The sequence below is a fragment of the Streptomyces spectabilis genome (assembly GCF_008704795.1).
Lineage (GTDB): Bacteria > Actinomycetota > Actinomycetes > Streptomycetales > Streptomycetaceae > Streptomyces > Streptomyces spectabilis.
In genome coordinates this window covers 3,905,464-3,931,444 of the sequence record NZ_CP023690.1, presented here as the reverse complement: position 1 = coordinate 3,931,444, position 25,981 = coordinate 3,905,464, and the positions used below count along the sequence as shown (strand labels likewise).

The following is a 25,981-nucleotide window of genomic DNA, read 5'->3' as shown; positions in this document are numbered from 1 at the left end:
CGAAACGGGCAAGGCTCGCCATTGGTGCGGATCGTGCTGCCGTCGATCCTCCCGAGGGCGGATCGGCCTGTCAATTAACCTTATACAAGGCACCGTTTGTCAAACAGCGCTGGTAGGGTGGGGCCCCGATGCTGGCAGCAGCTAGGAGTGGCGGCAGTGGACGGTGGGGAAGACTTCGGGCCTTGGCTGGCCCGGCAGTTGAGGATGGCCGGGAGGACGCAGACGGAGCTGGCGACCTCCGTGGGAGTGACGCGTGCTGCGGTTTCGGCCTGGATCACCGGGCGGGCGAGACCGCGCGACGAGACGATCAGGAAGATCGCGGAAGCTCTCGGTACGGATCTCGGCACGGTGCGTAATCGCACTACGGACACCCTCGTCGGTCGACCCGTTGCTTGGTATCACCGGCCCGCACCCCTCGACGGGGGTCGGGAGTTCGGCAACCCGGCGGCCTTCGCGTTCGAGGCCGATGTGTCGGCGTTGGCCCGCGAAGCCACCCAGAACAGCCTCGACGAACGCATCGTCGACGGCGGACGACCGGTGCGTGTCCGATACACGCTGGACGAGCTGACAGGGGAGACCCTGGCTCGATTCCGCCGGGCGATCCGCTGGGAGGAACTCGTCCCGCACTACGAGGCTGCGGCGTCGCAGGACCAGAAGGTGGGGCAGGCCATCTCCGCTGGTCTCCGCGACATGAACACGCGGGACCGACTGGTCCTTCTGCGGGTCGATGACTACAACGCGCATGGTCTGACCGGCGATGACTACGAAGATGGTCGTTTCGCGGCCGTCATGCGACGTCAGCTCGACAGTCACAAGTCGGGAAGGCACGCCGGTGGTTCGTACGGTCTGGGAAAGGCCACGCTCTGGGCGGCCAGCCGACTCGGCCTCGTGCTGGTCAACTCCACCCTGCACGAGCCGCACGAGGGGCGCACGGAGGGACGGCTCATCGGACGTCTCGATCTGCCGTGGCGTGAGGTCGACGGCAAGGCGTGGGCCGGGCCTGCCTGGTTCGGCAGGCCGGATCCCCACGTGGAAGGAGCCGACGTCGCCCGCTCCTGGTGGGCCGACGAGGGGATCGTCGAACAGCTGCGCCTCACGCGTGAGGGCGACGAACCCGGCACGTCGTTCCTGATCGTCGGTGCCCACGACGTCGCCAGCCTCATCGATGCCACGTCGTCCGAAGGTGACGGGGTGGCGGACGACGACAGTGTGCACCGCATGCATGGGCGGCTCGTCCAGGCTCTCGAGCGGAACTTCTGGGCCGCCATGACCTCCGGTGCGGGCCGTCGGCCACTCCTGGAGGCATCCGTGCGAACGCTGCGCAACGGGGCGGAGGTCATCGCGGAGGAGCGCGTGGACCCCAGGGCCTCACAACCTTCGCGCACCCGCGCACTGCAGGCCTTCCTGGACGGCACGACGGTGGAACGCCTGACGGAGAAGGGGGCGGGCCAAGTGGTCATGACCACCGTGCCGTTGAGCGTGCCCGGCCGGGAGGAGCGGAGGAGCGGAGGGGAGCACCGGGCAGTGCTCCTCGTGACGGAGGCCGAAGACGACGACGGGGTGCTGAACACCCTGACGACGATGAGGGGCAACCGCATGACGGTCAGGATGAAACCGGTCCCGAACCTGCCCATCGGTACCGACCCCTTCCAGGCTGTGCTGCTTGCCGGACACGCCGCCGGTGACGGGGCGCCCTTCGCCGACGAGGCCGAGACCTTCCTGCGCGCGTCAGAGCCGCCCGAGCACGACAAGTGGGGGCAGACGGACGAACTGCGGACGCGTTACTCGCCCTCCGCGTACCGACGGATCGGGTCCCTGGTCCAGGAGACCCACAAGGCCGTGCGCGAACTCGTGGCGGCGCCCAAGGAGAAGCGACGCACGAGCGCCGAACGGATCCGCAAGCGACTGGCGGTCGGCGGCAAGCGTGCGGTGCGGCCCGCGACGGTCGCCGGTCTGCCGACGCTGGACGAGTTGCACGCCCACATCGGCGATGGCGGCGCCTGGTGCATCACCGCCGAGGTGAAGATCCCGGCGGGCGGTGACTCCTGGCCCCTGGTTCCGGTTGCCAAGTTGGCCGTGCGGTCGGGGCCGAAGCCGGTACTGGCGTGGTCGGAACTCGCAGCGGTGCACAACTGTGAAGTGGTGGACGGGGTACTGCACTTCACCGGCGGAGCGCGGAGAGCGACCTTCAGCGGCGTCACCGATGTGACGACCCACCCGGTCAAGAGCACGCTCAGCAGCCTTGTCGTCGAGCTGCGAACGGGCAAGGGGGACAAGTGATGAGGGCCTATCCGTACCCACGTCTCTCCGGCCGCGTGTCACTACGCGTGACCGCTGTGGAACTGAAGGCCCCGGGCGAGAGTCGGGAACCACTCGACGTCAAGGCGTTCTCCGCCGTCGAGCAGGTGGTCGCTCTCGGCGGGACCGAGCGCGACGACTGGGAGAGCGCACGTCTGAAGCTCTCGGCCACCGTTCCGAGCAAGGCCACGGACCCCGATGGCCCCTGGTCCGATGTGTCGGTCGTCGCAGTGCTGGCGGAAGGGGCCACCAATGCGCGAACAGTCGTTCCTCTGGAGCCCAGCACGGAGAGCGGGCGGGAGTGGACCGGCTCCATGGACGTGTGGCGTGCCGATCACCTCGACCGCGCTTCTCTGAACGTCCACGTGGTCGCCAGGACCGACGGTGTCGCCGGACGTGTCATCGCCACTTCGCAGAAGGACTGGATCGTCGACCTGTCCGCCAGGGCGCCCAAGCGGCAACGCGAGCTCGACGTCGTCGAAGTCAGCTTCAGCAAGGGGCCGCAGTGGCTGCAGCCCTTCAAGGGGGTGCCCTGGATCGTGGACACCTCCGGTGACGTGGCGGCCGTCCATGTGAACACCGACTTCGAGGGCCTCACGGACCTGTTGTCCGGCGCCGGATCCGCAGCCGAGGGGCTGGTTCGTGACCTGATGCTCGCCCAGATGCGCACGGACGTGTGGACCGCCGTGTTTCACGTCGCCATCGGTGACCTGGAGATCGAGGAGGACGGTACGCCACTCTTCTCCCACGACTGGCGGGGCGAAGTGCTCCGCGAGATGCTCCCGGACGTCATGCCCGGTCGACCGCTCGAGGAGGCCTTGGGCGAGGTCCATCGACGACGCGCCGGAGCATCCGGATGGATCGATCTCCAGCCCCGTATCCATTTCGCCGCCACACAGAGGGCCCAGATGCCCAAGGCCCTGTCCACCGCGATCCGTGGCCTGGACCGACTTCACCAGGGGGCGGACGCATGATCCACAAACCGGCCTATGTTCCTGAGCGTTTGGCGCTGCTCTCCGATCTCAATGCGGCGCAGTACATCACGGACGGGCTGCTCAACGGGAAGGAGGGCGTCCCTGCCATAGCGCTCGACAAGGTCGTGGAACCCTTGCCCCACGAGGGAGCTCGCACCGCGTCGGGACCGTTGAGGGAGCTCGTCGAAGACGCGATGCACGAGTACGAGGGCGGGAAGCCGACCCAGGCGGACGCCTGGCTCGCTCCTCGGCTGCACGCCACACTGCGGCTGAGCCGCAGGGAAGCCGCCGACCGAAGACTGTGGAACCACCTTGCTCTGGGAATCGCCCCGGACTACGTCGTCTGGCGGCATGGTAAACGCTCGAAGGTGGCGGCCGGTCGGTTCCGTGGGCCCGCGGACACACAAGCCTTCGCTCGACTCTGGTGGATGGCGGAGCTCTTCCGGAACGGCCCTGACTATCGGCCCGTCGTCACGGCCTGTGGTGTTCAGGACGTGCCCAACACCCTCCTCCGCCTCGATGTCATCGACCACCGACCCACGGCGCTGGCCATGGTGCGGCTGATGGAGACGGGTGCGGTGACGACGGGCCGTGAAGTGAACGCCTTGGGGAAGGCGGTCAACGCCTCCGCGGCCACCCTGATGTACGACGTCATCGCTCCGGACGTCGAGCGTGACGGACTTCCGGGACAGGAGTGGATCGAGGCATCCGAGTCGGCCGGGCCGGTGCCCCGCAGGATGCTCCCGGAGGGACCGAACGAGGAGCGGGCCCCCGGCAGCTCGGTGGAGTTGCTGGCCGACCACTTCGCGGAGCTGTTCGCCGATGCGCCGGTGCGCGGCCGAGTGGCGGACGAGGACGGTGAAGACTGACGACTCTGGTCGGACGGCGCCTTCAGTCGCTCCCGGCGGAGTCGTCGTCAGCCGGGGGCCGCCACTCCCTCAGCCTGTCGAGCAGGTCACGGTCCGGTCGCCCGAACCCGAGCGCACAGCTCAGGATGTGCAGAGAAAGACGCGGCGGAATGGCATTGCCGATCTGCTGGGCCACATCCGTCGATCGCCAGGGATATGCGGCGGGGAAGGACTGAAGAAGGCCCGCTTCCTTGAAATCCAGTCGGTCGAGCTCCTCCCCCATCTCCTTCGAGCCGGACTTCGTCTCCTTCAGAAGGTAGACGCGGTTACGCCGGATCTTGCCGGTGACAGTGGCCGAGGGTTCCTCGGACGTACGCCGGCCGCGCTTCTTGGGGTCACCGCCGGAGCCGTAGTTGGAGACCACGACGAAGTCGGCGGGGCGGTCGAGCAGGACGTCCTGCATCGCCGTCCAGCGCTCGATGGGATCGTCAGCCTCGGGGCGCGCGAACAGGGCTGCCTGCTGGTCCTGCTCGGGCTCCTTCCGCTCGGGAAGACGCTCGGCCCCCGGACGGTACCGCTGATGGGTCGGTCGGGGGAACTCCACGGTCTTGGTGCTGCTCTCCGGCGCGTACCGGGCGATCAGTACGGCGCGACGGCGGGTCTGAGGGACGCCGAAGTCCTCGGAGTGGAGGACGTGGGCGTCAGCGGCATAGCCGGCGTCCCGGAGGATGTGGACGTAGTGCTTCCACACGGGCAGAACCGTCGGCACCTGTTCCAGGAGGATGACGTCGTACGGTCTACCGCGCTTGAGCTTGGCTTCCATGATCCAACGGAGTGGCTGGAGCACGAGACCTGTGCGTTCGTCCGACATGGCGTCGGTCTCGGCCTTGACCTCTTTCCAGGCAGCTTCGAAGGAGGCCACGGTCTCGTGCCCACTCAGACGCGTGGCCAGCCGCTTGACGTCCTCCAGCGCTTTGTGTCCCTCGCGGTTTCCCGCGACCGAGAAGGACTGGCACGGGGGCCCCCCCGTGAGCACGTTCGCATCCTCGACCTCCGCATCGCAGGGGCCGAGGTTCGCGACGTCCTTCTCCTCCGTGGTCCGCAGGCGGGCCGCTGCACGGGTGGTGCGTGTCGGGTCGTCCCACTCCACCCCGATGGACTCCACTCCCATGACCGTGGCGGCGATGTCGAGGCCGCCGGGGCCGGCAAACAGATCCACGATACGGAAATCTGCAGGCCGGAGAGGTCGGTCAGGTGCGGGGGTCATGGGATTGAAGTGTAGCCGGCGGCGGGTGGTGCTCAGGTCCGCACGGGAGAGCCGATGGGAGAGTCTTCGCAGCCGGTCAGCCCTGCAGGGCATCGGCGATCGATGTCCCCAAGGCCTTGCCGACAGGTGGTGGAGAGGCGTGCCCGATCTGGCGATAGCGGGCCGTCTTCTTTCCGGCGAAGATCCAGTCAGTGGGAAAGGCCTGGAGGACGGCTGCTTGGTCCACCGTGAGCTTCTTCAGAGAAGAGCCGGAATTGTCCGATTCCTGTTCGCCGTCCGGTCCGGGTACCTCGTCGGCCAGCGCGCCGCCGTTGATTCCCATGCGGGCCCACGCCCTTTTGGAGCCGGTCAGCCCGAGATCGGCGCCTCCTCGCTTGTCCGAGCCGCCGACCAGGGTCGGAGCCACCTGGTCCGCTTGTTTCGCCCAGTCGTCGGTGCCCGTCCAGCCTCGCGCCGACATCGAGGGGTGAAGTGCCTCTCCCGCCGTCGTGTAACGCGTCACCGTCGACGTGGGCGGCTGGAACCTGCCGAAGTACTGCTTCTTCAGGGCGACGAGCACGCCCTGCTTGCGGTCCTGCGGAACACCGAAATCCTGTGCGTTGAGGATGAACCAGCTGAAGCCGTAGCCGAGGTGCTCGAGCTCCCCCTGAATGAAGGAGCGCACCTCGTCGAACGCCTCACTGTCCACGAGACCCGGGACGTTCTCGATCAGGAGAGCTCGGGGTTGTACGGCGTGGGCCAGGTAGACGGTGGCCTCGAGGAGGCGCAGCTCGGCGCCGGTCTCGACGCGCTTCGCGGTCGCTGAGGACTTCACCCGAGGGAGGCCGGCGGAGAGCAGGTCGACGTCGTACGTTTGCTGGTGGTCGACCGGATTGAAGTCCTGGAGATCCGTCTGGAGGACGTTCCACGCGGGCCTGTTCGTCCGCAGCGTTTCACAGGCGACCTGCTTCTCGTCCAGGAGCAGGACCGGTTGGAAGCCGGCCTGTTCCAGCCCGAGGGCCAGCCCTCCGCCGCCGGAGCAGACATCCACGAATCTCAAGCCGCTCACTGCTCTCCCTCGCTCTGCGGTCGACGCACCCGGCGTTGTCGTGCGACGGCGGCCGCCACGCGCTCGGCCACACGATCGGGTGCTTCATGTTCCCAGAACCGTAGAACGATCCATCCCTCATCGGTCAAACGTTCGTTCGTCTCCGTGTCGCGGGCGATGTTGCGGTCGAGCTTGTGGCGCCACCACTCCGCGTTCGCCTTGGGCTGCGTCGCGTGCTCCGGGCAGCCGTGCCAGAAGCAGCCGTCGAGGAAGACCGCCACTTTGGCGCGGGTGAACGCGATGTCGATCGTCCGTCGGGGCATTCCCGGGACACGGACGTTGAGTCGGTATCGATGCCCGTCCGCGTGCAACAGCCGTCGCACGGCCATCTCGGGAGCGGTGTCTCGGCTCGCCTGGCGACTCATCCGGAGAGAGACGCCGGGTGACGACGGCTTTGCGGTACTCAACAAGTTCTCGTCTCGTGCGGACGGGCCCCCGATCGAAGGGAACCGCTGTCAGCTTCCGGCGCCGTGGCAGTCGCCATAGGAATCGCCCGACCCGCACCAGCAATTCTCCGCAGGCCTCGGCGGCCACTCCTCCGCCCGTCCCCTGGCCGCCAGTGTTGTCGCGTACTGGGGGAGGAGGGTCGGGTCCGAAGGGGGTGTGTTCTCGGAGGCGGCGAAGGCTTCGTAGGAGGGGACTGTGCCGGTGACGATGCCGAGGTTGGGGGTGCCGGAGGCGGAGAGTTCGCGGAGGGAGGACTCTATCGTCGCCAAGTGGGCCTCGTGGGAGGGGTATTCGGCGGAGAGGCCGGGATACGCCGTCAGGAGTTCGGTGAGTTCCGTGGCGGGCCAGTGCAGGACCGCTACCGGGAAGGGGCGGGACAGGGCCTCCCGGTACGTGCCGAGTTCCGCCTGGAGGCGGGTGATCTCGGCGCGGATCTCCTCCGGGTTCTCCGAGCCGAGGGTCCAGATCCGCTTCGGGTCGTGGAGCTCGTCCAGGGGCACCGGCGTGCGGCCCGACGCCGCCGCGCGGGCCCGGTGGACGCGGTCCGCGCGCTCGTCCCAGTTGTCGTGCGGGGCGCCGAGCAGCCGCCGTACGCGGTGGCGGCCGTAGAGCAACGGGTGGGTGGAGTAGGGGGGTTCGAGGTCGGGCGCGGGGAGGAGGAGGGTCAGCGCCTGCGAGAACGTGTCCTGCGCCTGGTCCAGCTCGTCGTGGGACTCCAGGGACTCCGCCACGATCACCCAGGGGGCCGGGTCCGTCGGCCGCTGGCCGCGTACGCCGTCGATGATCGCCCGTGCCTCCGCCTCGTGGCCGTACTCCCAGAGGTTCGCGGCCTTGAGCGCGCGGATCAGCGTGGGGTTCTCCGGCGGGTGCGGTGCCGACGGGGACAGCAGCTGGTCGTAGAGCGTCGTCGCGCGCTCTCGGGCGTCGGCCAGCTCCAGGTGGGCCGCGGCCTGGAGGAGGAGGTGTTCGGCGTCCTCGGGGTAGAGGCCCGCGGTGCGCACCAGGCGCTCCGCTTCGGCGATGTGGTCGACGTGGTCGGCAGGCGTGTCGGGGCGCATGGGTGACACCGTACTGCCGTACCCGGGGCGGGGTGTATGGGCCTCGTCGTCGGTGTGGCCCGGGGTTTTCCGGTGGGTCGTCCGCAAACCCGTCCGTGACCCCTCCGCGACCCGTGCACAAACCCGTGCGCGACCCGTCCGCGGAGCGCCCGTCCCTGGGGCCGGCCTCTTCATCGCCGTGCCTCTGTCTTGCGGGCCTGCGAAGGGCCTGCCGAGCCGTCGGAAGGGGGCCGGGGTGGTTCGCGTCGTCACCCGTCGAGCGGTGCGAGGCCCGCGTCGGTCGCCGCTCGCCCGCTGCCTCTGGTACGCCGCCGAACTCCTCGTCACCCTCGGGTTCGTCCTGCTCCTGCTCGTCGTGCACCAGCTGTGGTGGACCAACCGCCAGGCCCGGGCCTCCAGTTCCGGCGTGGGGGCCGTGTCCGGCAAGGAGCCCGTCGCCGAAGGCATCGGCAAATCCGGAGGCTCACCGCAACACCCACGGTGAGCCTCCGGCACCTCGACCGGCTCCGCCCCGGCGACCGGCTGGTCCTCGCCACCCGCGAGGCCACGTACACGTACGTCGTCGACCAGGTCCTGCCGCGGACGTCGGCGCGCGACGGAGGGGTGCTGAAGCCGGTGCCGCGCAGTGACGTGCGGGCGGGGTACGGGTACCGGACGGCCGGGTACTACCTCACGCTCACCACCTGCACCCCGGCCTACACCTCCACGTACCGCCTCGTCGTGTGGGGGAAGCTGCGTTCGACGACGCCTCGGTAGGCTGACGCCCCGTGATCATTCGCCGTCAGCCGCGCGCCCCGCGCCGGCCGCAGCTGCTCTGGCTGCTCGCGCCCTTCGTGCTGTACCTGGGGGCGCTGCCCTTCGCCAACCGCGTCGACCCGGTGGTGCTCGGGCTGCCCTTCCTGTTCGTGTGGCTGCTCGGGGCCACGCTCCTGACGCCGGTCGCGGTGTGGCTCACCTACCGGACCGACCGCGGGCGGCGGACGGGGCGGCGCTCGTGAACACCGCCGTCGCCACCTCCGTCTTCGGCGTCTTCATGGTCGCGACCGTCGCGCTCGGCCTGCTCGCCGTCAGAGGCCGCGGCGGGCAGGGCGGGCTCACCGAGTGGTCGGTGGGCGGGCGTTCGCTGGGGCCCGTGTTCATCTGGGTCCTGATGGCGGGCGAGGGGTACACGAGCTTCAGCTATCTGGGGGCCGCGGGCTGGGGGTACAACTACGGGGCGCCCGTCCTCTACGTCGTCGCCTACATGTCCTGCGGATACGCGGTCGGGTACGTCGTCGGGCCGCTCCTTTGGGACTACGCGCGGCGGCACGGGCTCGTCAGCGTCAGCGACATGGTGGCGCACCGCTTCGGCCGGCCCTGGCTCGGCGCGGGCGTCGCCGTGCTCGCGACCGTGTTCCTGCTGCCGTACATCCAGCTCCAGATCACGGGGATGGGCGTCGTCGTCTCGACGATCTCCTACGGCGCCATCAGCCTCAACTGGGCCTACTTCATCGGCTTCGCCGTCACCACCGGGTTCGTGGTGGTGAGCGGCCTGCGCGGCAGCGCGTGGGTGTCCGTCCTGAAGGACGTGCTGGTCATCGGCACGCTCGCGTTCCTCGCCCTGTACGTGCCGCTGCACTACTTCGACGGGTACGGGGACTTCCTGGACCGGGTCGTGAGCGAGAAGCGCGACTGGCTCACGCTGCCCGGCCACGGCGGATCCCCGTACGGGGAGGCCTGGTTCGCCACGACGTCGTTCCTCAACGCGCTCACCGTCGTGATCTTCCCGACCACGGTCGCCGGGTACCTCGGCGCGCGCAGCGCCGACGCCCTGCGTCGCAACGCCATCTGGCTGCCCGCGTACAACGTCCTGCTCTTCGTGCCGATGCTGCTCGGCATCGCGGCGCTCTTCGTGGTGCCGGGGCTTACCGGGGCGGGGTCGAACCTGGCCCTGTTCAAGCTGGTGGTGGACTCGCTGCCCGCGTGGGCCGTCGGGGTCATCGGGGTCGCGGCGGCGCTCTCGTCCATCGTGCCGATGGCGGTGTTCATGCTGGTCATCGGGACGATGTGGGGCAGCAGCGTGCTGTCGCTGCTGCCCCGGTGGCGGTCGCCCGCGCGGCAGAAGCTCGCCTCGCAGGGCGTCGTCGTGGCCGCGGGCGCGCTCGCCCTGGTCCTGACGTACGCGACGCCCAACACCCTCGTACGGCTCTCGCTCATCTCGTACGAGGGGATGGCGCAGCTCGTGCCGATGCTGCTGGTGGGCCTGGTGTGGCGGCGGCTCACGCTCGCGGGGGCGCTGAGCGGCCTCGTCGTGGGCGTCGCGGTGGTGTGCGGTCTCGTCTTCACCGACCGCGATCCGGTGTTCGGCGTGAACGCCGGGATCGTCGCGCTCGGTGTGAACCTCGTGGTCGCGCTCGTGGTGTCGTACGCCGGTCCCGCCGACCGGGACCCCCGGCCCGACGGCGAGGTGCTCGCGCGGGACCCGGTCGACGGCGAGGGCGATGACGGGGGCAACGAGGTCAGCGGCGCCGTTCCCGCAGCGTCAGGACGGTGAGCGCGGCCAGGACGCCGAGGCCCGCCGACACCAGGAGCGCCACGTCCGCGCCGTGCGCGAGCGCGGCGGGCGAGGAGCCCGAGGCCGTGGACACCGCGATCATCAGGGCGACGCCCGCGGCGGAGCCGATGTAGCGGGCGGTGTTGCCCGCGCCGGAGCCCATGGCGGCGCGCTCCGGCGGCACCGACTCGACGGCGAGCAGCGGCAGGGCGGCGTTCAGCAGGCCGCTGCCCACGCCGGAGATCAGCAGCCCTGGCAGCAGGCGCGGCCAGGAGCCGCCGGAGGCCGCGCCCAGCATCGTCACGGCGGCGACGGCGTGCAGCAGGAACCCGGCGGCGAGCTGCGCCCCCGCGGAGGCCCGACCCGCGAGCCGCCTGGCCTGGAGGGCGACCAGGAAGCCGGTACCGGCCCAGAGCATGAAGAGCCATCCTGTGCCCATCGCGGACAGGCCCAGGGTCTGCTGGAGCACCGTCGGCAGATAGCTGAACAGGGCGATCACCGAGAGCCCGGTGAACAGGCCGCCCGCCGACGAGGCGAGGAACAGCGGGCGGCGCAGCAGGCCGAGGTCCAGCATCGGCGTCGCCGTACGTCGTTCCACATATGTGAACGCGGCGAGCAGGGCGGCGGCGGTGAGCAACAGGCCGCCGACGGGCAGCCGCAGCCAGCCGTCGCGGCCCAGGGTGAGCGCGGCGAGCAGGGCGACGAGGGCGAGGCCGAAGGTCAGCGCGCCCGCGAGATCGGGGCGGCCGGGGCGCGGCGCCCGGGACTCGGTCAGGGCGCGCGGGCCGAGGACGCCGACGGTGAGGGTGGCCACGGCCATGACGGCGTACGGCAGGCGCCAGTTCGTGAGCGTGGCGAGGGCGCCCGAGACGACCGGCGAGAGAGCTATGCCGCCGCTGACGAACGCGCCCCAGATCCCCGTCGCCCGGATCCGCCCGGGCCCGGCCGGGTACGCCTGCGCGATCAGTCCGAGGCTGGCCGCGAGCACGGCGGCGCCGGCCGCGCCCTGGACCACGCGGGCGAGCGTGAACATCCACGTCGAGGTGGCGAGCCCGCCGAGCGCCGTGGTGACGCCGAGCGCGTACGTCCCGCACAGGAAGATCCGGCGCCGGCCGTAGTCGTCGGCGAGGCTGCCCGCGACGAGGAGCAGGGCCGCGAGCCCGAGCGGGGTGCCGTTCAGGAGCCAGGCCTGCGCGGACAGGGAGGTGCCGAGCGCGGCGGCCGTCTCGGAGAGCGTGACCATCGGGGCCGTGTACGTCATCAGGACCATGAAGGTCGCGGCGCTGGTCAGGGCGAGGGTGCGGGCCGGGGACGCCGCACGGACGGGCGCGGTGGAGGAGGCGGAGGAGGCGGTGACCGCCGCCGTGGCTGTTCGTGGCATGGGTGGGGTGCCCCTTCGGGATGCGCGTGGTGAGGCGCACGCGACGACGACTCGATCGAGTTCAATGAATGAACCTTCGGTGCGTCATGACCGTAGCAGGGGTCAGTTCAATGAATGAACCTTGCGTCGGCGAAAGGGCTACAGTGGGCGCCATGGCTCTCGGCAAGGACTACGCGGCGCAGGAGTGCTCCATCGCCCGCGCCCTGGAGGTCGTCGGCGAGCGCTGGACCCTGCTCGTCGTGCGCGACGCGCTCTACGGCGTCCGCCGCTACAACGACTTCCTCGTCCACCTCGGCATCCCGCGCGCGGTCCTCGCCGCCCGGCTGCAGACGCTCACCGACGCGGGCGTCCTGGAGAAGCGGCCCCTCGCGGACGCGCCCCGGCGGCACGAGTACGTGGTGACCGAGCGCGGCCGCGCCCTGTGGCCGGCGCTGCGCGCGCTCGGCGCCTGGGGGCGCGAGGCCTTCGCCGACACCGCGCCGCTTCGCTACTTCCGGCACGCGCGGTGCGGTACGGAGCTGGGGGCGGCGGGGGAGTGCCCGGTCTGCGGCCTGCTCGTGCCGGTCGGCGACGTGGAGATGCTGCCCGGCCCGGGGCTTGATCCGGAACCGAGTGATCCGGTCAGTCGGGCGCTGTTCGCTCCCCGACGGCTGCTTCAGCCCGTCGTCACTGATCCGGTATAAACGGATCCTGTATAAACAGCAGCGGACATGTACGCACAGGAGTTCGGAGAGGGGGCGGCCTTGATCAAGGAACTGGTCAAGCGCTGGGGCACGGCCCTGCGGCCCGCCGTCCTGCTGTTCGTCCTGCTCGTCGAGACCGTCCTCGCCGACACCGGCAGCCTCGTGGGCGCCGTCGCGTTCGCCGCGACCGCCGCCGCGGGCTCCGCCCTCGCCCTCTGCTCCCTGCTCGCCGCGCGCTCCGCGCCCGCCGTGCCCCGCACCCGCGTGCGCACCGCCATCCGCGACCGCGAGCGGCGCACCGCCTTCCTGCCCCAGCGCGACCCCGACGCCCGGGGCCGCACGCGCCCGCGAGCGCCCGGCCGTCCCCTCCTGACGGCCGCGTAGGGAACCCCCGGCTCCACCCCCCGGACCCCGCGCGGGTCGTCATGCCGATACGCACTCACCCCGGCACGACGAGACCCCCGGAGGGCTCACCCCCATGTCTTTCATCGCCGATCTGGTCGCGCGCCTCGCCGACCTGCTCGAACCGCTCTTCCACGGCTCCGCCATGGCCGCGGCCATCGTCCTGGTCACCGCCTGCGTACGCCTCCTGATCCACCCGCTGTCCCGGGCCGCCGCACGCGGCCAGAAGGCACGCGCCAAGCTCAACCCGCAGATCGCCGAGTTGCGCAAGAAGCACGGCAAGAACCCGGAGAAGCTCCAGAAGGCGGTCCTCGAACTGCACCGCAAGGAGAACGTGTCGCCACTGGCCGGCTGTCTGCCGGGCCTCTTCCAGCTGCCCGTGTTCTTCCTGCTCTACCACCTGTTCTCCAGCTCGGACATCGGCGGGAAGGCCAACGCGCTCCTCGACCACAAGCTGCTCGCGGCGCCGCTCGGCGGGCGCTGGGCCGACGCGCTCGGCGACGGCGGCGTCCTCGGCGGGGCCGGGCTCGTCTATCTGGTCCTCTTCGCGCTCGTCGCCGCCGTCGCCACCTTCAACTACCGGCGCACGAAGCGGCAGCTGGCCGGGGCACCGCTGCCCGCGGCCCAGGGCGGCGAGCAGATGCCCGGGGCGCAGGCGATGGCCGCGATGACCAAGTTCATGCCCCTGATGTCCTTCATGACGCTGTTCTCCGTCGCGGTCGTGCCGCTCGCGGCCGCGCTGTACGTCGTGACCAGCACGACCTGGAGTGCGGTGGAGCGGGCCGTGCTGTACCGGAACATGCCGCAGGGCGCGGCGGGAGCCATGGCCACGGCCATGTGATGGTCCAGTACGTGAACGGGGTCTTGCGGGCCGGACGCCGGGCTTGGAGGATCGACCGACCTCCGATGGCGCCGCACCTCCATCGGCCGGGCCGGGCTCGACCAAGGGAGACAGACATGAAGCTGCTGCGAGTCGGTACCGCGGGCGCCGAGCGCCCCGCGCTGCTCGACGCCGGGGGCAGCCTGCGCGACCTGTCCGGCGTCGTCGGCGACATCGACGGCGCGCTGCTCGCCGACGACGCCGCGCTCGCCCGTGTGCGCGCCGCCGCCGACGCCGGTGACCTGCCCGTGCTCGACGCGGCCGGGCTGCGGATCGGGCCGCCGCTCGCGCGGATCGGCAAGGTCGTGTGCATCGGCCTCAACTACCACGACCACGCCGCGGAGGCGGGCGCCGAGCCGCCCGCCGAGCCCGTCGTCTTCCTGAAGGCGGCGGACACGGTGGTCGGGCCGAACGACACGGTGCTCGTGCCGCGCGGCTCGGTGAAGACGGACTGGGAGGTCGAGCTGGCGATCGTCATCGGGCGCACCGCGCGCTACGTGGACTCGCACGAGGAGGCGCTCGCGCACGTGGCGGGCTACGCGGTGGCGCACGACGTGTCCGAGCGCGAGTTCCAGATCGAGCGCGGCGGGACCTGGGACAAGGGCAAGAACTGCGAGACCTTCAATCCGCTCGGGCCCTGGCTGGTGACGGCGGACGAGGTGCGGGACCCGCAGGCCCTGTCCCTGAGGCTGTGGGTCAACGGCGAGCTGAAGCAGGACGGCACGACGGCCCAGCAGATCTTCCCGGTGGCGGAGGTGGTCCGCTACGTCAGCCGGTTCATGACGCTGTACCCGGGCGACGTGATCAACACGGGGACGCCCGCGGGCGTCGCCCTCGGCCGGCCGGAGCCCAAGCCCTATCTGCGGGCCGGGGACGTGGTGGAGCTGGAGATCGACGGGCTCGGGCGGCAGCGGCAGGAGCTCAAGGACGCCTGACGCCCGGTCAGGCCCCTAAGGGGTGTCGAGCCTGCCGCTGGTCGGCCTAATGGGGGGAGCGCTGAGCGTGTCTCCCGCCACCCATGTCCGTAATGAGCATATTTCCAGGTATGCGAAGAAAAAGCTCAGCATATCTGGCGGTGGCCATCACGGTCGCGGCGGCCACGGTCCTCGGCGGCCTGGCCGGGCAGGGCGTCGCCGACCCCCTGCCCGGCGGGCTCGGCCCCTGTAAGGGCGCTGCCTGTCCGGGTACGTACCCCGAGGTCAACAACGGTCCCGTGGCAGGCCGCGACGAGAACATCAACGTCTTCGTCGGCGAGGACATGCTCGTCCGCGAGGCGGCGGCGGAGGCCGAGGGCAAGGTCGTCGTGCTCGGCGACTTCGACATGAACAAGCGGGCGGGCGCCTCGCAGATCTACAACGTGGGCGTCGCCGGTGTCGGCTCGCGCGTGCCGCCGCCCAACGGCTCGGACTTCCTGACCACGGGCGGCGACCTGACCGTCGCCACCGGCCAGCGGCTGCTCGCCGAGGAGGGCGGCGTCTCCGGCCGCGTCGTGTACGAGGGCACGGCCAGCGGCACGGTCGCCCCTCCGGCGGTGCAGGAGGCCGGGGCGGCCGACCCGTACGCCGCGCTGCCCGGCCAGCTGACCGCGGCCAGCCAGTGCTACGCGTACGACCAGGGCGCGAAGCGCGCGACCACCGGCACCGCCAACTACACCCCCACCGGGACCATCCTCACCGGCGACGGCACGTCCAAGCTCCAGGTCTTCGACGTCGACTTCGACCTCGCGAGCCCCAACGGCGGCCAGCAGGGCATCACCTTCGCCGCCATCCCGGCCGACGCCACCGTGCTGGTCAACATGTACGGCACGGAGCGCCAGATCAACACGTACGTGGGCGGGTTCCCCGACGGGCTGCGCGAGCGGCTCCTGTGGAACTTCCCGGACGCCACCTCGGTGGAGTTCAACGGCACCGCGCAGTTCGCGGGCAGCGTGCTCGTGGGCTCGGCGGGAAGCACCTCGACGGTGCGGATGCCGGGCATGAACGGGCGCTTCTTCACGGTGGGTTCGCTGACGCACACCTCGGGCGCGGGGGGCGGGCAGGAGTTCCACGCCTACCCGTTCAACGGCGACCTGCCGACGTGCACCTCGCCGTCGCCCTCGCCGTCCCCGTCGGAGAGCGAGAGCCCGTCTCCGTCGCCGTCCCCGTCGGACAGTGACGACCCGTCGCCTTCACCGTCTCCGTCCGACAGTGATGACCCGTCGCCGTCTCCATCACCTTCGGACAGCGACGACCCGTCGCCCTCGCCGTCCCCGTCCGACAGCGATGACCCCTCGCCGTCTCCGTCGCCCTCGGACAGCGACGACCCGTCGCCTTCACCGTCCCCGTCGGACAGCGACGATCCGTCGCCGTCTCCGTCGCCGTCGGACAGTGACGACCCGTCGCCGTCGCCGTCTCCGTCCGACAGCGACGGGCCCTCGCCTTCGCCCTCCGACAGCGATGGCCCGTCCCCGTCCCCGTCGGACAGCGACGGCCCGTCGCCCTCGCCGTCCCCGACGGACTCGCCCACGCACCCGCACCCGACCAAGAGCCCCGACGAGATGGCGCACACGGGCGCCTCGTCCGGGGAGCTCGCGCTGGTGGGCGGGATCGCCGCCGCGCTGCTCGCGGCGGGTGTCACGGTCGTGGTGACGGTACGCCGCCGCCGCGCCGGAGAGTTCGAGTGACGGACCCTCACCCGGGCGTCAGGACGCGCTGAACCGCTCCAGGGCCTCCACCACGAGCGCGTGATCCGCGACCTGGGGGAGGCCCGAGACGGTCACCGTGCCGATGACGCCCACGCCCTCGACCCCGATCGGGAACGCGCCGCCGTGCGCCGCGTACCGGTCGGGGTCGAGGCGCGAGGAGTCATCGAACGTCGTGCCCTTGGCGCGGAACCGGCTGCCCACCAGGTACGACGAGCAGCCGTACCGCTCGACGACGCGGCGCTTGCGGTCGATCCAGGCGTCGTTGTCCGGCGACGAGCCGGGCAGCGCCGCGTGGAAGAGCTGCTGGCCGCCGCGCCGGATGTCGATCGCGACGGGCGCCCGGCGCTCACGCGCGAGCTCCACCAGGAGACAGCCGAGCGCCCAGGCGTCCTCGTGGGTGAAGCGCGGCAGCGTCAGCCGGCGCTCCTGCTCCTCGATCTCCTCGATGGAGGGGGCCGTCGGCTCGGTCGGACGGGTCGTCACAGCGCCACCGCCACGCCGTCGCGGGCCGAGCGGCGCGCGGCCTCCAGGACGTCGAGGGCCGCGGCCGCCTCGTGCGCCGTGACCGGGTTGTCGCCCTCGCCGCGCAGGGCGGCGGCCACGGCCGCGTAGTACGCGGGGTAGTCGCCCGGCAGCGTGGGCTCGGGGCGGCCGCCGCCGGTCAGCGGGGACTCGCCGGAGCCGACCCGGCCCCACACGCACTCGGGCTCCGCGCCCCACGGCCCTTCGGCGTCGCCGCCGCCGGGGCGCCTGCCCTCGCGCAGGGCGGCCTCCTGCGGGTCCAGGCCGTACTTCACATAGCCCGCGGCCGAGCCGAGGACGCGGAAGCGCGGGCCGAGCTGGGCCGCGGTCGCGCTCACGTACAGGTGCGAGCGGACGCCGCCGGTGTGGGTGATCGCGATGAAGGTGTCGTCGTCGGCCCGCGCGCCCGGACGGCGGACGTCCGCCTCCGCGTACACGCGCGCCGCCGGGCCGAAGAGCACCAGGGCCTGGTCGACGACGTGGCTCCCCAGGTCGTACAGGAGTCCGCCGATCTCCTCGGGGTCGCCGGACTCGCGCCAGCCGCCCTTGGGCTGCGGGCGCCAGCGCTCGAAGCGGGACTCGAAGCGCCAGACGTCGCCCAGCTCACCGGCCGCGAGCAGCTTGCGCAGCGTACGGAAGTCGTTGTCCCAGCGGCGGTTCTGGAAGACGGACAGGAGCAGGCCGCGCTCGTCGGCGAGCGCGGCGAGGTCCCGGGCGTCGGCGGCGGTGCCCGCGAGCGGCTTGTCCACGACGACCGGCAGGCCCGCCTTGAGCGCCGCGGTCGCGAGCGGTACGTGCGTTTTGTTCGGCGACGCGATCACGACGAGGTCGAGCTCGTCGGCGCGGTCCCACAGCTCGTCCGCGGACGCGGCTGTCCGGCTGCCGTACGCCGTGGTCGCCTCGGCCTGCCGGTCGGGGTTCGAGGTGACGACCGTGTCCAGGACGAGGCCGTCGGTGGCGGCGATCAGCGGGGCGTGGAAGACGGAGCCCGCGAGGCCGTATCCGATGAGGCCCACGCGGAGGTCGTTCTTGCCTTCAGTCATGACCTCCACTTTGGCAACGCTGTTGCCAAAGTGCAAGCGACAGCGACAATGGAGGGGTGAACAGGGCTGACTCCGGTACGACCGGGCCGACGGGAGCGAATCTGCGGGCGCTGCGCGGGCACAACGCGGCGGTCGTGCTCGAACTGCTGCGCGGCTCCGGGGGCGAGGGCGTCAGCCGCCTCGAACTCGCGGCGCGGGCGGGGCTCACGCCGCAGGCCGTCAGCAAGATCGTCGCGCGCCTCCGGGGGGACGGGCTCGTCGCCGACGCGGGGCGGCGGGCCTCCACCGGCGGGAAGCCGGCCATGGCGCTGCGGCTCGTGCCGGAGGCAGGGGGTGCGGTGGGGGTGCATCTGGAGCGGGACGCGCTGGTGGCCGTGCTCGTGGATCTGGCGGGGGCGGTGGTGGCCGAGCGGCGGGTGGGGGTGGACTTCCCGGCGGGGGCCGAGGCCGTGGTGGATCTGGTAGCCCGGGAGGTGCGGGTCCTCGCCGACGCCGCGGGCGCGGCGCTCGGGCCCACGGGCCTGCTGGGCGCGGGCGTGGCCCTGCCCGGCCCTCTGGACCACGTCCGGGGTGTGCTGCACCGGGTCACCGGCTTCCCCGGCTGGGACGGGTTCCCCCTGCGGGAGGCGTTGGCGGCGCGGCTCGGCCTTCCGGTGGTGGTGGACAAGGACACGAACGCCGCCGCGCTCGGGATCGCGCTCGGCGGGGGCGCGGAGTCGTTCGCTTATCTGCATCTGGGCACGGGGCTCGGCGCGGGTCTCGTGCTCGGGGGCGGCCTCTACCGGGGGCCCCGCACCGGGGCGGGGGAGTTCGGGCACCAGGTGGTGCTGCTCGACGGGCCCGTGTGCGAGTGCGGCGACCGGGGATGTCTGGAGGCGCTGTGCCTCGCGGCCGTCGCGCGCGGGGATCTGGAGAGTGCGGCCCGGCTGCTCGGCACCGGCGCGGGCAATCTGGTCTCGCTGCTCGACATCGACCTCGTGCTGCTCGGCGGGCGGACCGTGGCGGCCGCCGAGGACCTGTTCGTGCGGGGTGTCGGCGCCGTGGTCGCCGCGCGCTCCCGGCGGGAGGGCGCGCGCGGCCGCGTCGGCGTCGGGATCGCGCCGGGCGGCGAGCGCGGAGTCGCGGAAGGGGCCGCGCAGTTGGTGCTCGCGCCGCTGTTCGGCCACGCGGACGCGGCCCTGCCCGGCCGCGGGACCGGCTGACGCGCGGCCGGATCGGCTGTTCGAGGGGAATTCCGCGGGCGGTCGGCCGCAAGGAGTGGCGACGGCGGGGTGCGGCCGGGCGTCCGTGGCAGGGTCGGCCTCGGCCTGTTGCCTCCCGGCGGGGCGACCTGCGGGCGGGGCAACGGGGCATGTCCCGGCGCGAGTTCGACGCGCCCCGCCCGCGCTCAGCAAAGGTCCCGCATGCGACTCCGCTGCCGCCTGGCCGCAGGCGTCACCGCCGTGGCCGCCGCCCTGGTGCCCGCCGCGGCCGGGGCCGCCGAAGCCGCCCCGCGCCTCCTACCCCGCGCCGCCTGCTCCGCGCCCGCCTCCGCCGACTTCCCCGTCGGCGCCCGCGTCCGGCAGGGCCCCGCCGTCTACTACGCGGGTGGCGGCTACGGCCGCTGGTCCCTCCGGCTCGTGAACACCACGGGCGGCGCCTGCGAGCACATCCACCCCGTCGTCGTACTCGTCGACCGCAAGGGGAAGCTGCGGGCCGAGCAGGTCCAGCTGGAGTTCCGGGCCGGGGGCCGCTGGCGGGCGGTCGCGTTCGAGGGGGCCGGGCGGGGGGAGAACGTCGGGGTTCTCGACGACGGGGCCGGCGGGTTCACCGTCAGGCCCGGTGAGCCGGTGAACGTGCCGGTGCGGCTCGCGTTCACCTCGGGTGCCGTGTCCGACCGCGTGGTGGCGAGCGCCGCGGTCGTGCAGCGCCGGGGCGGGGACGGCGACTGGGTGGGGGAGTCCGGCGACTATCCCTTCGACGTCGTCGGCGACGGCGGCTCCTGGCCGTCCCCCGGCGAACTCGCGAGGACCGGCCCGAACACCCTCCTCGGCCTCGGCGCCACCGCAGCCGCCCTCCTCCTCACCGGCACGACCCTCGTGGCAACATCCCGCCGCCTCCGCCCCAGAACCCGCTGAACGACAGCGCCCCGAAGGGGTACGCGGGCGTCCGGGGCAGCGCCCCAAAGGGGCGCGGGGAACTGCGCGCCCAGCCACGACGATCCCGCAGACGGTCGAGGACCCCTCGCGGCAACTCCAGCGGAGCCCTCAGGGGTACAGGGGCCCGGCCCCGGCTGTCCAGCCTGGCCGCACGGCCACACGTGCGACGATCCCCCTGTGGACCACCAGACCAACCCCCTCGCCGCCCCACCCGCCCACCGGCCCGGCGCAGCCGTCCGCTCCGGCATCCCCGAGCACGGCCGCATCCCGAAGTACTACGCGGTCAAGGCCCGCATCGCGGAGCTGATCGAGGAGCTGGGCGTGGGCCGGGCGCTGCCCACCGAGCGGGACCTCGCCGAGCGCTACGAGGTGGCGCGCGAGACCGTGCGGCAGGCGCTGCGCGAGCTGCTGCTCGAAGGCAGGCTGCGCAGACAGGGGCGCGGCACGGTCGTCGCGGGGCCCAAGCTGGAGCAGCCCCTCTCCCTCGCCAGCTACACCGAGGGCGTGCGCAGACAGGGCCGCACCCCGGGCCGCACCCTCATCTCCCTCGACCGCTTCGCCTGCCCGGCCGCCCTCGCCGCCGACATCGGGGCCGTGCCGGACGAGCCGGTCTGGCACATGGAGCGCGTCCTGCTCGCCGACGACGAGCGGGTGGGCCTGGAGAGCACGTACGTCACGGTGGCCCGGGTGCCGCGCCTCGACGAGGACTTCGACCCCGACTCGTCCTTCTACGCGTATCTGCGCGACCGGCTCGGCATCGCGTTCGGGGACGCCGACGAGCGGATCGAGACCGTCCTCGCGACGCCGCGCGAGGCGCTGCTCATCGGGACGCCGCCCGCCCTCCCGATGCTGCTCCTGCACCGCGTCTCGCGGGACACGGAGGGCGGCCCGCTGGAGCGGGTGCGGACGCTGTACCGGGGCGACCGCTTCTCGTTCACGACGCACCTCGGCTGAGCCCTCGGCGCAATCGGGTCCAACTCTCCCTTTCCGGGCGCTACTTGGACTCTTTTGGTCACGGAAAGATAACGGGTCTAGTCCAAGCTTGCTCGGCAGTTCACCCTTTGGTTGCCATCCGGCCCACCCCGGGCCACCCGCCGAAAGGAGCGTTGCCGCCGTGAGAGTCATCGTCGTAGGAGCAGGCGTGGTCGGAACCATGCACGCCTGGCACGCAGTGGAGCGCGGCCACGAGGTCGTACAGATCGAGCGCGAGAGCGAGGCCCGGGGCGCGTCCCTTCGCAACTTCGGACAGATATGGGTCAGCGGCCGCGCGGGCGGCGAGGAGCTGGAGACGGCCCTGCGCGCCCGCGAGCTGTGGGAGGGGATCGGCGCCCGCGTCCCGGGCCTCGGCTTCCGCGCCAACGGCTCGCTGACCCTGGTGCGCACCGAGCGGGAGCGCGCCGTCGCCGAGGCCGCGCTCGCCCGCCCCGACGCCGCGGCCCGCGGCTACAAGCTGCTCGCCGCCGACGAGGCCCGCGCGCTCAACCCCGCCCTTCGCGGTGACTTCGCCGCCGCCCTGTGGTGCGAGCGGGACGCCGCCGTCGAGCCGCGCACCGCGCAGCTGCGCCTCCGCGAGGAGCTGCGGAAGTCCCCGCGCTACACCTTCCTGCCGGGCCGCGAGGTCCGCGACGTGGTCGGCCCCGCGTCGGTGCGCGACGACCACGGCGACGTGCACACCGGCGACGCGGTCGTGCTGTGCACCGGCGCCTGGCTCGGCGGCCTCGTCCGCGAGCTGGCCCCGGAGCTGCCGGTGCGCCGGGTGCGGCTCCAGATGATGCAGACCGACCCGCTGGGCGAGCCGCTCACCACGTCCGTCGCCGACGCCGACAGCTTCCGCTACTACCCGGCGTACCGGTCCCCTGAGCTGGACGCCCTCAACGCCGGGCAGGCGCAGCCCGCGACGGCCGCCGCGCACAAGATGCAGCTGCTCATGGTGCAGCGCGCGGACGGCGGCCTGACCATCGGCGACACCCACGAGTACGAGCACCCCTTCGCCTTCGACACCGTCGAGGACCCGTACGACCACCTCACCGAGGTCGTCGAGGGCTTCCTGGGACGCCCGCTGCCGAAGGTCCGGCGGCGCTGGGCGGGGGTGTACGCGCAGTGCGTCGACACCAGCAGGGTCGTGCACCGCGAGCGCGTGCGCGACGGGGTGTGGCTGGTCACCGGGCCCGGCGGGCGCGGCATGACCTGCTCGCCCGCGATCGCCGAGCAGACCGCCAACGAGCTGGGATGGTGAGAGAGTTGAACGCGAACATCAAGAACGCGAACATCAAGCTGGTCGTACTCGACATGGCCGGGACCACCGTCGCCGACGGCGGCCTGGTCGAGCGCGCCTTCGCCGCGGCCGCGGGGGAGCTGGGCGTCGAGCCGGACTCCGCCGACCACGCGGCGAAGCTCGACTACGTCCGCGCCACCATGGGCGAGTCCAAGATCTCCGTCTTCCGCCATCTCTTCGGCGCCGAGGACCTGGCCCAGCGCGCCAACACCGCCTTCGAGAAGGCGTACGGCGAACTGGTCGACGACGGCCTCGTCGCGCCGGTCGACGGGGCCCGCGAAGCCGTCGACGCGCTCAAGGCCGACGGTCTCACCGTGGTCCTGACCACGGGCTTCGCCCGCGTCACCCAGGACGCGATCCTGGACGCCCTCGGCTGGCGGGACCTGGCGGACCTCACCCTGTGCCCCGCCGACGCGGGCGGACGCGGGCGCCCCTACCCGGACATGGTGCTCGCCGCGTTCCTCAAGGCCGGCGCCGCCGACTCGGTGCGCGAGGTCGCCGTCGCCGGGGACACGGCGTACGACATGCGCAGCGGCGTCCGCGCCGGTGCCGGGATCGTGGCGGGCGTCCTGACCGGAGCCCACGACGAGCCCGCCCTGCGGGGCGCGGGCGCCACGCACGTGCTGCCGTCGGTGGCGGAACTGCCAGCGCTGGTACGGGGCTTCGGGTCATGAGCAGCGGCATCCGGTTCGACTCGGTCACCGTCGCCTACGGCGGCAACGTCGTGCTCGACTCCCTCGACCTGACCGTCGATCCCGGCGAGGTCATGGCGCTGCTCGGGCCCTCCGGGTCCGGCAAGACCACCGCCCTGCGGGCCGTCGCCGGATTCGTGACGCCCGCCTCCGGACGCGTGTTCATCGGCGAGCGCGACGTGACGGGCCTGCCGCCGCACCGGCGGGGCATCGGCATGGTCGTCCAGCAGTACGCGCTCTTCCCGCACATGCGCGTCGACGAGAACGTGGCGTTCGGACTCAGGGCGCAGAAGGCGCCCAAGCAGGAGGTCCCGGCGCGCGTCGCCGACGCCCTGGAGCTGGTCGGCATGGCCGCGTACGCCAAGCGGTACCCGCGCGAGCTGTCCGGCGGGCAGCAGCAGCGCGTCGCCATCGCCCGCGCCCTCGCCATCCGGCCCGGCGTGCTCCTCCTCGACGAGCCGCTGTCCGCGCTCGACGCGCAGCTGCGCTCCGGGATGCTCGCCGAACTCGCCCGGCTGCACCGGGAGCTGCCGGACGTCTCCATCCTGTACGTCACCCACGACCAGGTCGAGGCGCTCACCCTCGCCGACCGGATCGCCGTCATGGACAAGGCCAGGCTCCAGGACTGCGGCACCCCGCAGGAGCTGTACCGCAGGCCCCGCACGGAGTTCACGGCCTCCTTCGTGGGCAACGCGAACCTCCTGCCGGTGTCCGTGGGCGAGGGCGCGGTGTCCCTCGGCGCGACCGAGGTCAAGGTCGCCACCGACGGGGTGGCGGCTGGGGTCACGGCCACGCTGTGCGTGCGGCCGCACCTGATGGGGCTCGGCCCCGGGCCCAACGCGCTGACCGGGAGCGTCACGGAGGTGCAGTGGCGCGGGGCCACCCATCGGCTGTACGTCGACGTGGGCGGGCACGCGGTGAAGGCCGACGTGCGGGAGCTGCGGGTGCCCCCTGGGCTGGGGGAACAGGTCACGCTGCACTTCGCGCCCGAGGACGCGGTGCTGCTCTCCGCAGGGGTGGGCAGCGATGGGTGACCTTACGCCGGGCCTGGTCGAAGGCGGGGCGGCATCCAGTGCTGTGCCCACCCGTCCCGCCCTGCGGGACGATTGCCCACAGCGGGCAAGACGAGTGCCGTCCTTCGTCTGGGCGTTGCCTCCCCTCGCTCTGCTCGGGCTTGTGTTTCTCTATCCGCTCGGCCTCGTCGTCCAGCAGTCCGTGCAGCCGGACACGGGCGGGACCTCCCTCCAGCCGTACGCGGACGTCTTCGCGTCCGAGGCGTTCCGGGACGCGCTCGGGACGACCGTGTGGCTGGCCGTGGGGGCGACCGTCGGATGTCTGGTGCTCGGCTTCGTGCTCGCCCTGGTCATCGCGTTCGTGCCGTTCCCCGGAGGGAAGGCCGTCGCCCGGTTCATCGACGTCTTCCTGTCCTTCCCGTCCTTCCTCATCACGCTCGCGCTGCTGTTCATCTACGGCACCAAGGGCATGGCCAACGGGCTGTGGACGGACGCGACCGGGAGCGGCGGCGACGGGCCCTTCCAGTTCCTGACCACGCCGTGGGGCGTGCTGCTCGCCGAGATCACGTACTTCACGCCGTTCGTGATGCGGCCGCTGCTCGCGGCGTTCTCGCAGCTCGACACCGCGCAGCTGGAGGTGGCCTCCAGCCTCGGCGCGCGGCCCGCGCGGATCGTGCGGAAGGTGATCCTGCCGGAGGCGCTGCCCGCGCTCGCGGCGGGCGGCAGCCTCGTCCTGGTGATGTGCCTGAACGAGTTCGGGATCGTCCTGTTCACCGGGGCCAAGGGCGTCACCACGCTGCCGACGCTCATCTACGGCAAGGCGATGCTGGAGTCCGACTACCCGGCCGCCTGCGTCGTCGCCGTCGTCAACATCGCGATCTCCGTGGGCCTCTACGGCCTCTACCGGGTGGTGAGCCGTCGTGCTGGTGCATAGCCGCAAGGGCAAGTGGGGGCTGTGGGCGGTGTTCGCCGTCCTCTTCCTGCCGGTGTTCGCGCTGCCGCTCGCCGTCATCGTCGCGGCCTCGTTCGCGGGCCACTGGTCGGGGGCGTTCCCGTCCGCGTTCACCACCGAGCACTACTCAGCCGCGACCCGGGGCGAGTCCCTGGAGGCCCTCACCACCAGCCTGCTCACCGCGCTCGGCGCGAGCGCGCTCGCCCTGGCCGTGGGCACCTGGGCCGCTCTGGCCGCCGACGCGCTCAAGCGGCGCGGCGGTGTCGCCGCGCGGGTGTGGGGCCGGGTGCTCGACACCCTGTTCATGCTGCCCGTCGCCGTGCCGTCGGTGGTCGTGGGGCTCGCGCTGCTCGTCGCCTTCAGCAAGCCGCCGATGATCCTCAACGGCACGTCCACGATCGTCGTCCTCGCGCACGCCGTCCTCGTCACGGCCTTCGCCCACCAGTCCGTCTCGGCGGCCGTGCGGCGTCTCGACCCGGCGTACGAGCAGGCCGCCGCGTCCCTGGGAGCCCGGCCCGGTCACGTCCTGTGGCGGGTGAAGCTGCCGCTCCTGCTGCCGTCCCTGACGGCGGCGGCCGGCCTCTGCTTCGCCCTGTCCATGGGCGAGCTGAGCGCCACGATGATGCTCTACCCGCCGGACTGGACGCCGCTGCCCGTGCGGATCTACGCGGCCACCGACCGCGGGGCCGCCTTCACCGGCGCCGCCCTCGCCGTGGTCCTCATGGCGGCGACGCTGCTCGTCCTGTTCGCGGTGTCGCGCGTGCGCACCCGCGCCTCCTACCGCTGACCGTCCCAAGCCCGTCCT

The 25,981-nt window shown here is 72.2% G+C and carries 25 protein-coding genes and 1 pseudogene; 19 read left to right on the top strand and 7 right to left on the bottom strand.

The window, feature by feature from the left end:
- Positions 1–204 precede the first annotated feature (204 nt).
- Genes CP982_RS17025 through CP982_RS17015 form a run of 3 tightly spaced genes read left to right on the top strand, consistent with a single transcriptional unit; the run spans position 205 to position 4,141 of the window.
- Positions 205–2,280, top strand: a complete 2,076-nt coding sequence (locus CP982_RS17025) for a helix-turn-helix transcriptional regulator (RefSeq protein WP_150515534.1) — start codon at positions 205–207, stop codon at positions 2,278–2,280.
- The gene (locus CP982_RS17020) at positions 2,280–3,272 is read left to right on the top strand and encodes a hypothetical protein (RefSeq protein WP_184925501.1); all 993 of its coding nucleotides are present in this window, start codon (positions 2,280–2,282) and stop codon (positions 3,270–3,272) included. Before CP982_RS17025 ends, CP982_RS17020 begins: the two co-directional genes overlap by 1 nt.
- Positions 3,269–4,141, top strand: a complete 873-nt coding sequence (locus CP982_RS17015) for a DUF6339 family protein (RefSeq protein WP_150511324.1) — start codon at positions 3,269–3,271, stop codon at positions 4,139–4,141. Before CP982_RS17020 ends, CP982_RS17015 begins: the two co-directional genes overlap by 4 nt.
- Positions 4,142–4,163: 22 nt before the next feature.
- Here CP982_RS17015 and CP982_RS17010 read toward each other — a convergent pair whose 3' ends face one another.
- From CP982_RS17010 to CP982_RS16995, 4 genes are all read right to left on the bottom strand, one after another.
- Complete coding sequence (locus CP982_RS17010; RefSeq protein WP_242785901.1) at positions 4,164–5,339, bottom strand: DNA cytosine methyltransferase; 1,176 nt, start codon at positions 5,337–5,339, stop codon at positions 4,164–4,166.
- A gap of 124 nt (positions 5,340–5,463) precedes the next feature.
- Positions 5,464–6,435 carry a DNA cytosine methyltransferase gene (locus CP982_RS17005; RefSeq protein WP_150511322.1) on the bottom strand — a complete coding sequence of 324 codons (972 nt, stop codon included), beginning with the start codon at positions 6,433–6,435 and terminating at the stop codon, positions 5,464–5,466.
- On the bottom strand, positions 6,432–6,839 hold the full coding sequence (locus tag CP982_RS17000; RefSeq protein ID WP_184925498.1) for a very short patch repair endonuclease: 408 nt from the start codon (positions 6,837–6,839) through the stop codon (positions 6,432–6,434). The genes CP982_RS17005 and CP982_RS17000 overlap by 4 nt, the downstream gene beginning before the upstream one ends.
- A 90-nt stretch (positions 6,840–6,929) precedes the next feature.
- The gene (locus CP982_RS16995; RefSeq protein WP_150511320.1) at positions 6,930–7,979 is read right to left on the bottom strand and encodes an SEC-C domain-containing protein; all 1,050 of its coding nucleotides are present in this window, start codon (positions 7,977–7,979) and stop codon (positions 6,930–6,932) included.
- Positions 7,980–8,241: 262 nt separating this feature from the next.
- Here CP982_RS16995 and CP982_RS16990 point away from each other — a divergent pair.
- The 3 genes and pseudogenes from CP982_RS16990 (at position 8,242) to CP982_RS16980 (ending at position 10,512) form a co-directional block, all read left to right on the top strand.
- Positions 8,242–8,735: pseudogene (locus CP982_RS16990) on the top strand (sortase domain-containing protein).
- 11 nt (positions 8,736–8,746) lie between these two features.
- Positions 8,747–8,977: a DUF3311 domain-containing protein gene (locus CP982_RS16985; RefSeq protein ID WP_229879159.1), complete on the top strand. Its 231-nt coding sequence runs from the start codon at positions 8,747–8,749 to the stop codon at positions 8,975–8,977.
- Positions 8,974–10,512: a sodium:solute symporter family protein gene (locus CP982_RS16980; protein ID WP_150511319.1), complete on the top strand. Its 1,539-nt coding sequence runs from the start codon at positions 8,974–8,976 to the stop codon at positions 10,510–10,512. Before CP982_RS16985 ends, CP982_RS16980 begins: the two co-directional genes overlap by 4 nt.
- On the opposite strand, the gene CP982_RS16975 is transcribed toward CP982_RS16980, so the two are convergent.
- A complete protein-coding gene (locus tag CP982_RS16975) occupies positions 10,478–11,893 on the bottom strand; it encodes an MFS transporter (RefSeq protein WP_150511318.1) in 1,416 nt (471 codons plus the stop codon). The genes CP982_RS16980 and CP982_RS16975 overlap by 35 nt on opposite strands.
- Positions 11,894–12,045: 152 nt before the next feature.
- On the opposite strand from CP982_RS16975, the gene CP982_RS16970 reads away from it, so the two are divergent.
- From CP982_RS16970 to CP982_RS16950, 5 genes are all read left to right on the top strand, one after another.
- A complete protein-coding gene (locus tag CP982_RS16970; RefSeq protein WP_150511317.1) occupies positions 12,046–12,576 on the top strand; it encodes a winged helix-turn-helix transcriptional regulator in 531 nt (176 codons plus the stop codon).
- Between the two features lie 27 nt (positions 12,577–12,603).
- Entirely contained in the window at positions 12,604–12,960 is a 357-nt protein-coding gene (locus CP982_RS16965; protein ID WP_221515520.1) for a DUF6412 domain-containing protein, read from the top strand.
- A 94-nt stretch (positions 12,961–13,054) separates the two neighbouring features.
- Entirely contained in the window at positions 13,055–13,819 is a 765-nt protein-coding gene (locus tag CP982_RS16960; protein ID WP_144003636.1) for a YidC/Oxa1 family membrane protein insertase, read from the top strand.
- A 116-nt stretch (positions 13,820–13,935) separates the two neighbouring features.
- Positions 13,936–14,793, top strand: a complete 858-nt coding sequence (locus tag CP982_RS16955; RefSeq protein WP_150511316.1) for a fumarylacetoacetate hydrolase family protein — start codon at positions 13,936–13,938, stop codon at positions 14,791–14,793.
- A 140-nt stretch (positions 14,794–14,933) separates the two neighbouring features.
- Positions 14,934–16,520, top strand: coding sequence for a choice-of-anchor A family protein (locus tag CP982_RS16950; RefSeq protein ID WP_229879160.1), 1,587 nt, complete (start codon positions 14,934–14,936; stop codon positions 16,518–16,520).
- 18 nt (positions 16,521–16,538) lie between these two features.
- Here CP982_RS16950 and CP982_RS16945 read toward each other — a convergent pair whose 3' ends face one another.
- Both CP982_RS16945 and CP982_RS16940 read right to left on the bottom strand, forming a co-directional pair.
- Positions 16,539–17,024: a heme-degrading domain-containing protein gene (locus CP982_RS16945; RefSeq protein ID WP_150511315.1), complete on the bottom strand. Its 486-nt coding sequence runs from the start codon at positions 17,022–17,024 to the stop codon at positions 16,539–16,541.
- The gene (locus tag CP982_RS16940) at positions 17,021–18,106 is read right to left on the bottom strand and encodes a Gfo/Idh/MocA family oxidoreductase (protein WP_150511314.1); all 1,086 of its coding nucleotides are present in this window, start codon (positions 18,104–18,106) and stop codon (positions 17,021–17,023) included. Before CP982_RS16940 ends, CP982_RS16945 begins: the two co-directional genes overlap by 4 nt.
- A gap of 56 nt (positions 18,107–18,162) precedes the next feature.
- Here CP982_RS16940 and CP982_RS16935 point away from each other — a divergent pair, with 56 nt between their 5' ends.
- The 8 genes from CP982_RS16935 to CP982_RS16900 all read left to right on the top strand — a co-directional run bounded on the left by CP982_RS16935 (position 18,163) and on the right by CP982_RS16900 (position 25,963).
- A complete protein-coding gene (locus CP982_RS16935) occupies positions 18,163–19,308 on the top strand; it encodes an ROK family transcriptional regulator (protein ID WP_150511313.1) in 1,146 nt (381 codons plus the stop codon).
- Positions 19,309–19,509: 201 nt separating this feature from the next.
- A complete protein-coding gene (locus CP982_RS16930) occupies positions 19,510–20,223 on the top strand; it encodes a hypothetical protein (RefSeq protein WP_150511312.1) in 714 nt (237 codons plus the stop codon).
- A 198-nt stretch (positions 20,224–20,421) separates the two neighbouring features.
- Positions 20,422–21,198: a GntR family transcriptional regulator gene (locus tag CP982_RS16925; RefSeq protein ID WP_150511311.1), complete on the top strand. Its 777-nt coding sequence runs from the start codon at positions 20,422–20,424 to the stop codon at positions 21,196–21,198.
- Positions 21,199–21,358: 160 nt separating this feature from the next.
- Positions 21,359–22,480 (top strand): TIGR03364 family FAD-dependent oxidoreductase, encoded by a 1,122-nt coding sequence (locus CP982_RS16920; protein ID WP_150511310.1) that lies wholly within the window; start codon positions 21,359–21,361, stop codon positions 22,478–22,480.
- Between the two features lie 5 nt (positions 22,481–22,485).
- Positions 22,486–23,193 (top strand): phosphonatase-like hydrolase, encoded by a 708-nt coding sequence (locus CP982_RS16915; RefSeq protein ID WP_372503370.1) that lies wholly within the window; start codon positions 22,486–22,488, stop codon positions 23,191–23,193.
- Positions 23,190–24,245 (top strand): ABC transporter ATP-binding protein, encoded by a 1,056-nt coding sequence (locus CP982_RS16910; protein WP_150511308.1) that lies wholly within the window; start codon positions 23,190–23,192, stop codon positions 24,243–24,245. Before CP982_RS16915 ends, CP982_RS16910 begins: the two co-directional genes overlap by 4 nt.
- The gene (locus CP982_RS16905) at positions 24,238–25,158 is read left to right on the top strand and encodes a 2-aminoethylphosphonate ABC transporter permease subunit (RefSeq protein ID WP_150511307.1); all 921 of its coding nucleotides are present in this window, start codon (positions 24,238–24,240) and stop codon (positions 25,156–25,158) included. The genes CP982_RS16910 and CP982_RS16905 overlap by 8 nt, the downstream gene beginning before the upstream one ends.
- Positions 25,145–25,963, top strand: a complete 819-nt coding sequence (locus tag CP982_RS16900; protein ID WP_150511306.1) for an ABC transporter permease — start codon at positions 25,145–25,147, stop codon at positions 25,961–25,963. Before CP982_RS16905 ends, CP982_RS16900 begins: the two co-directional genes overlap by 14 nt.
- Positions 25,964–25,981 lie beyond the last annotated feature (18 nt).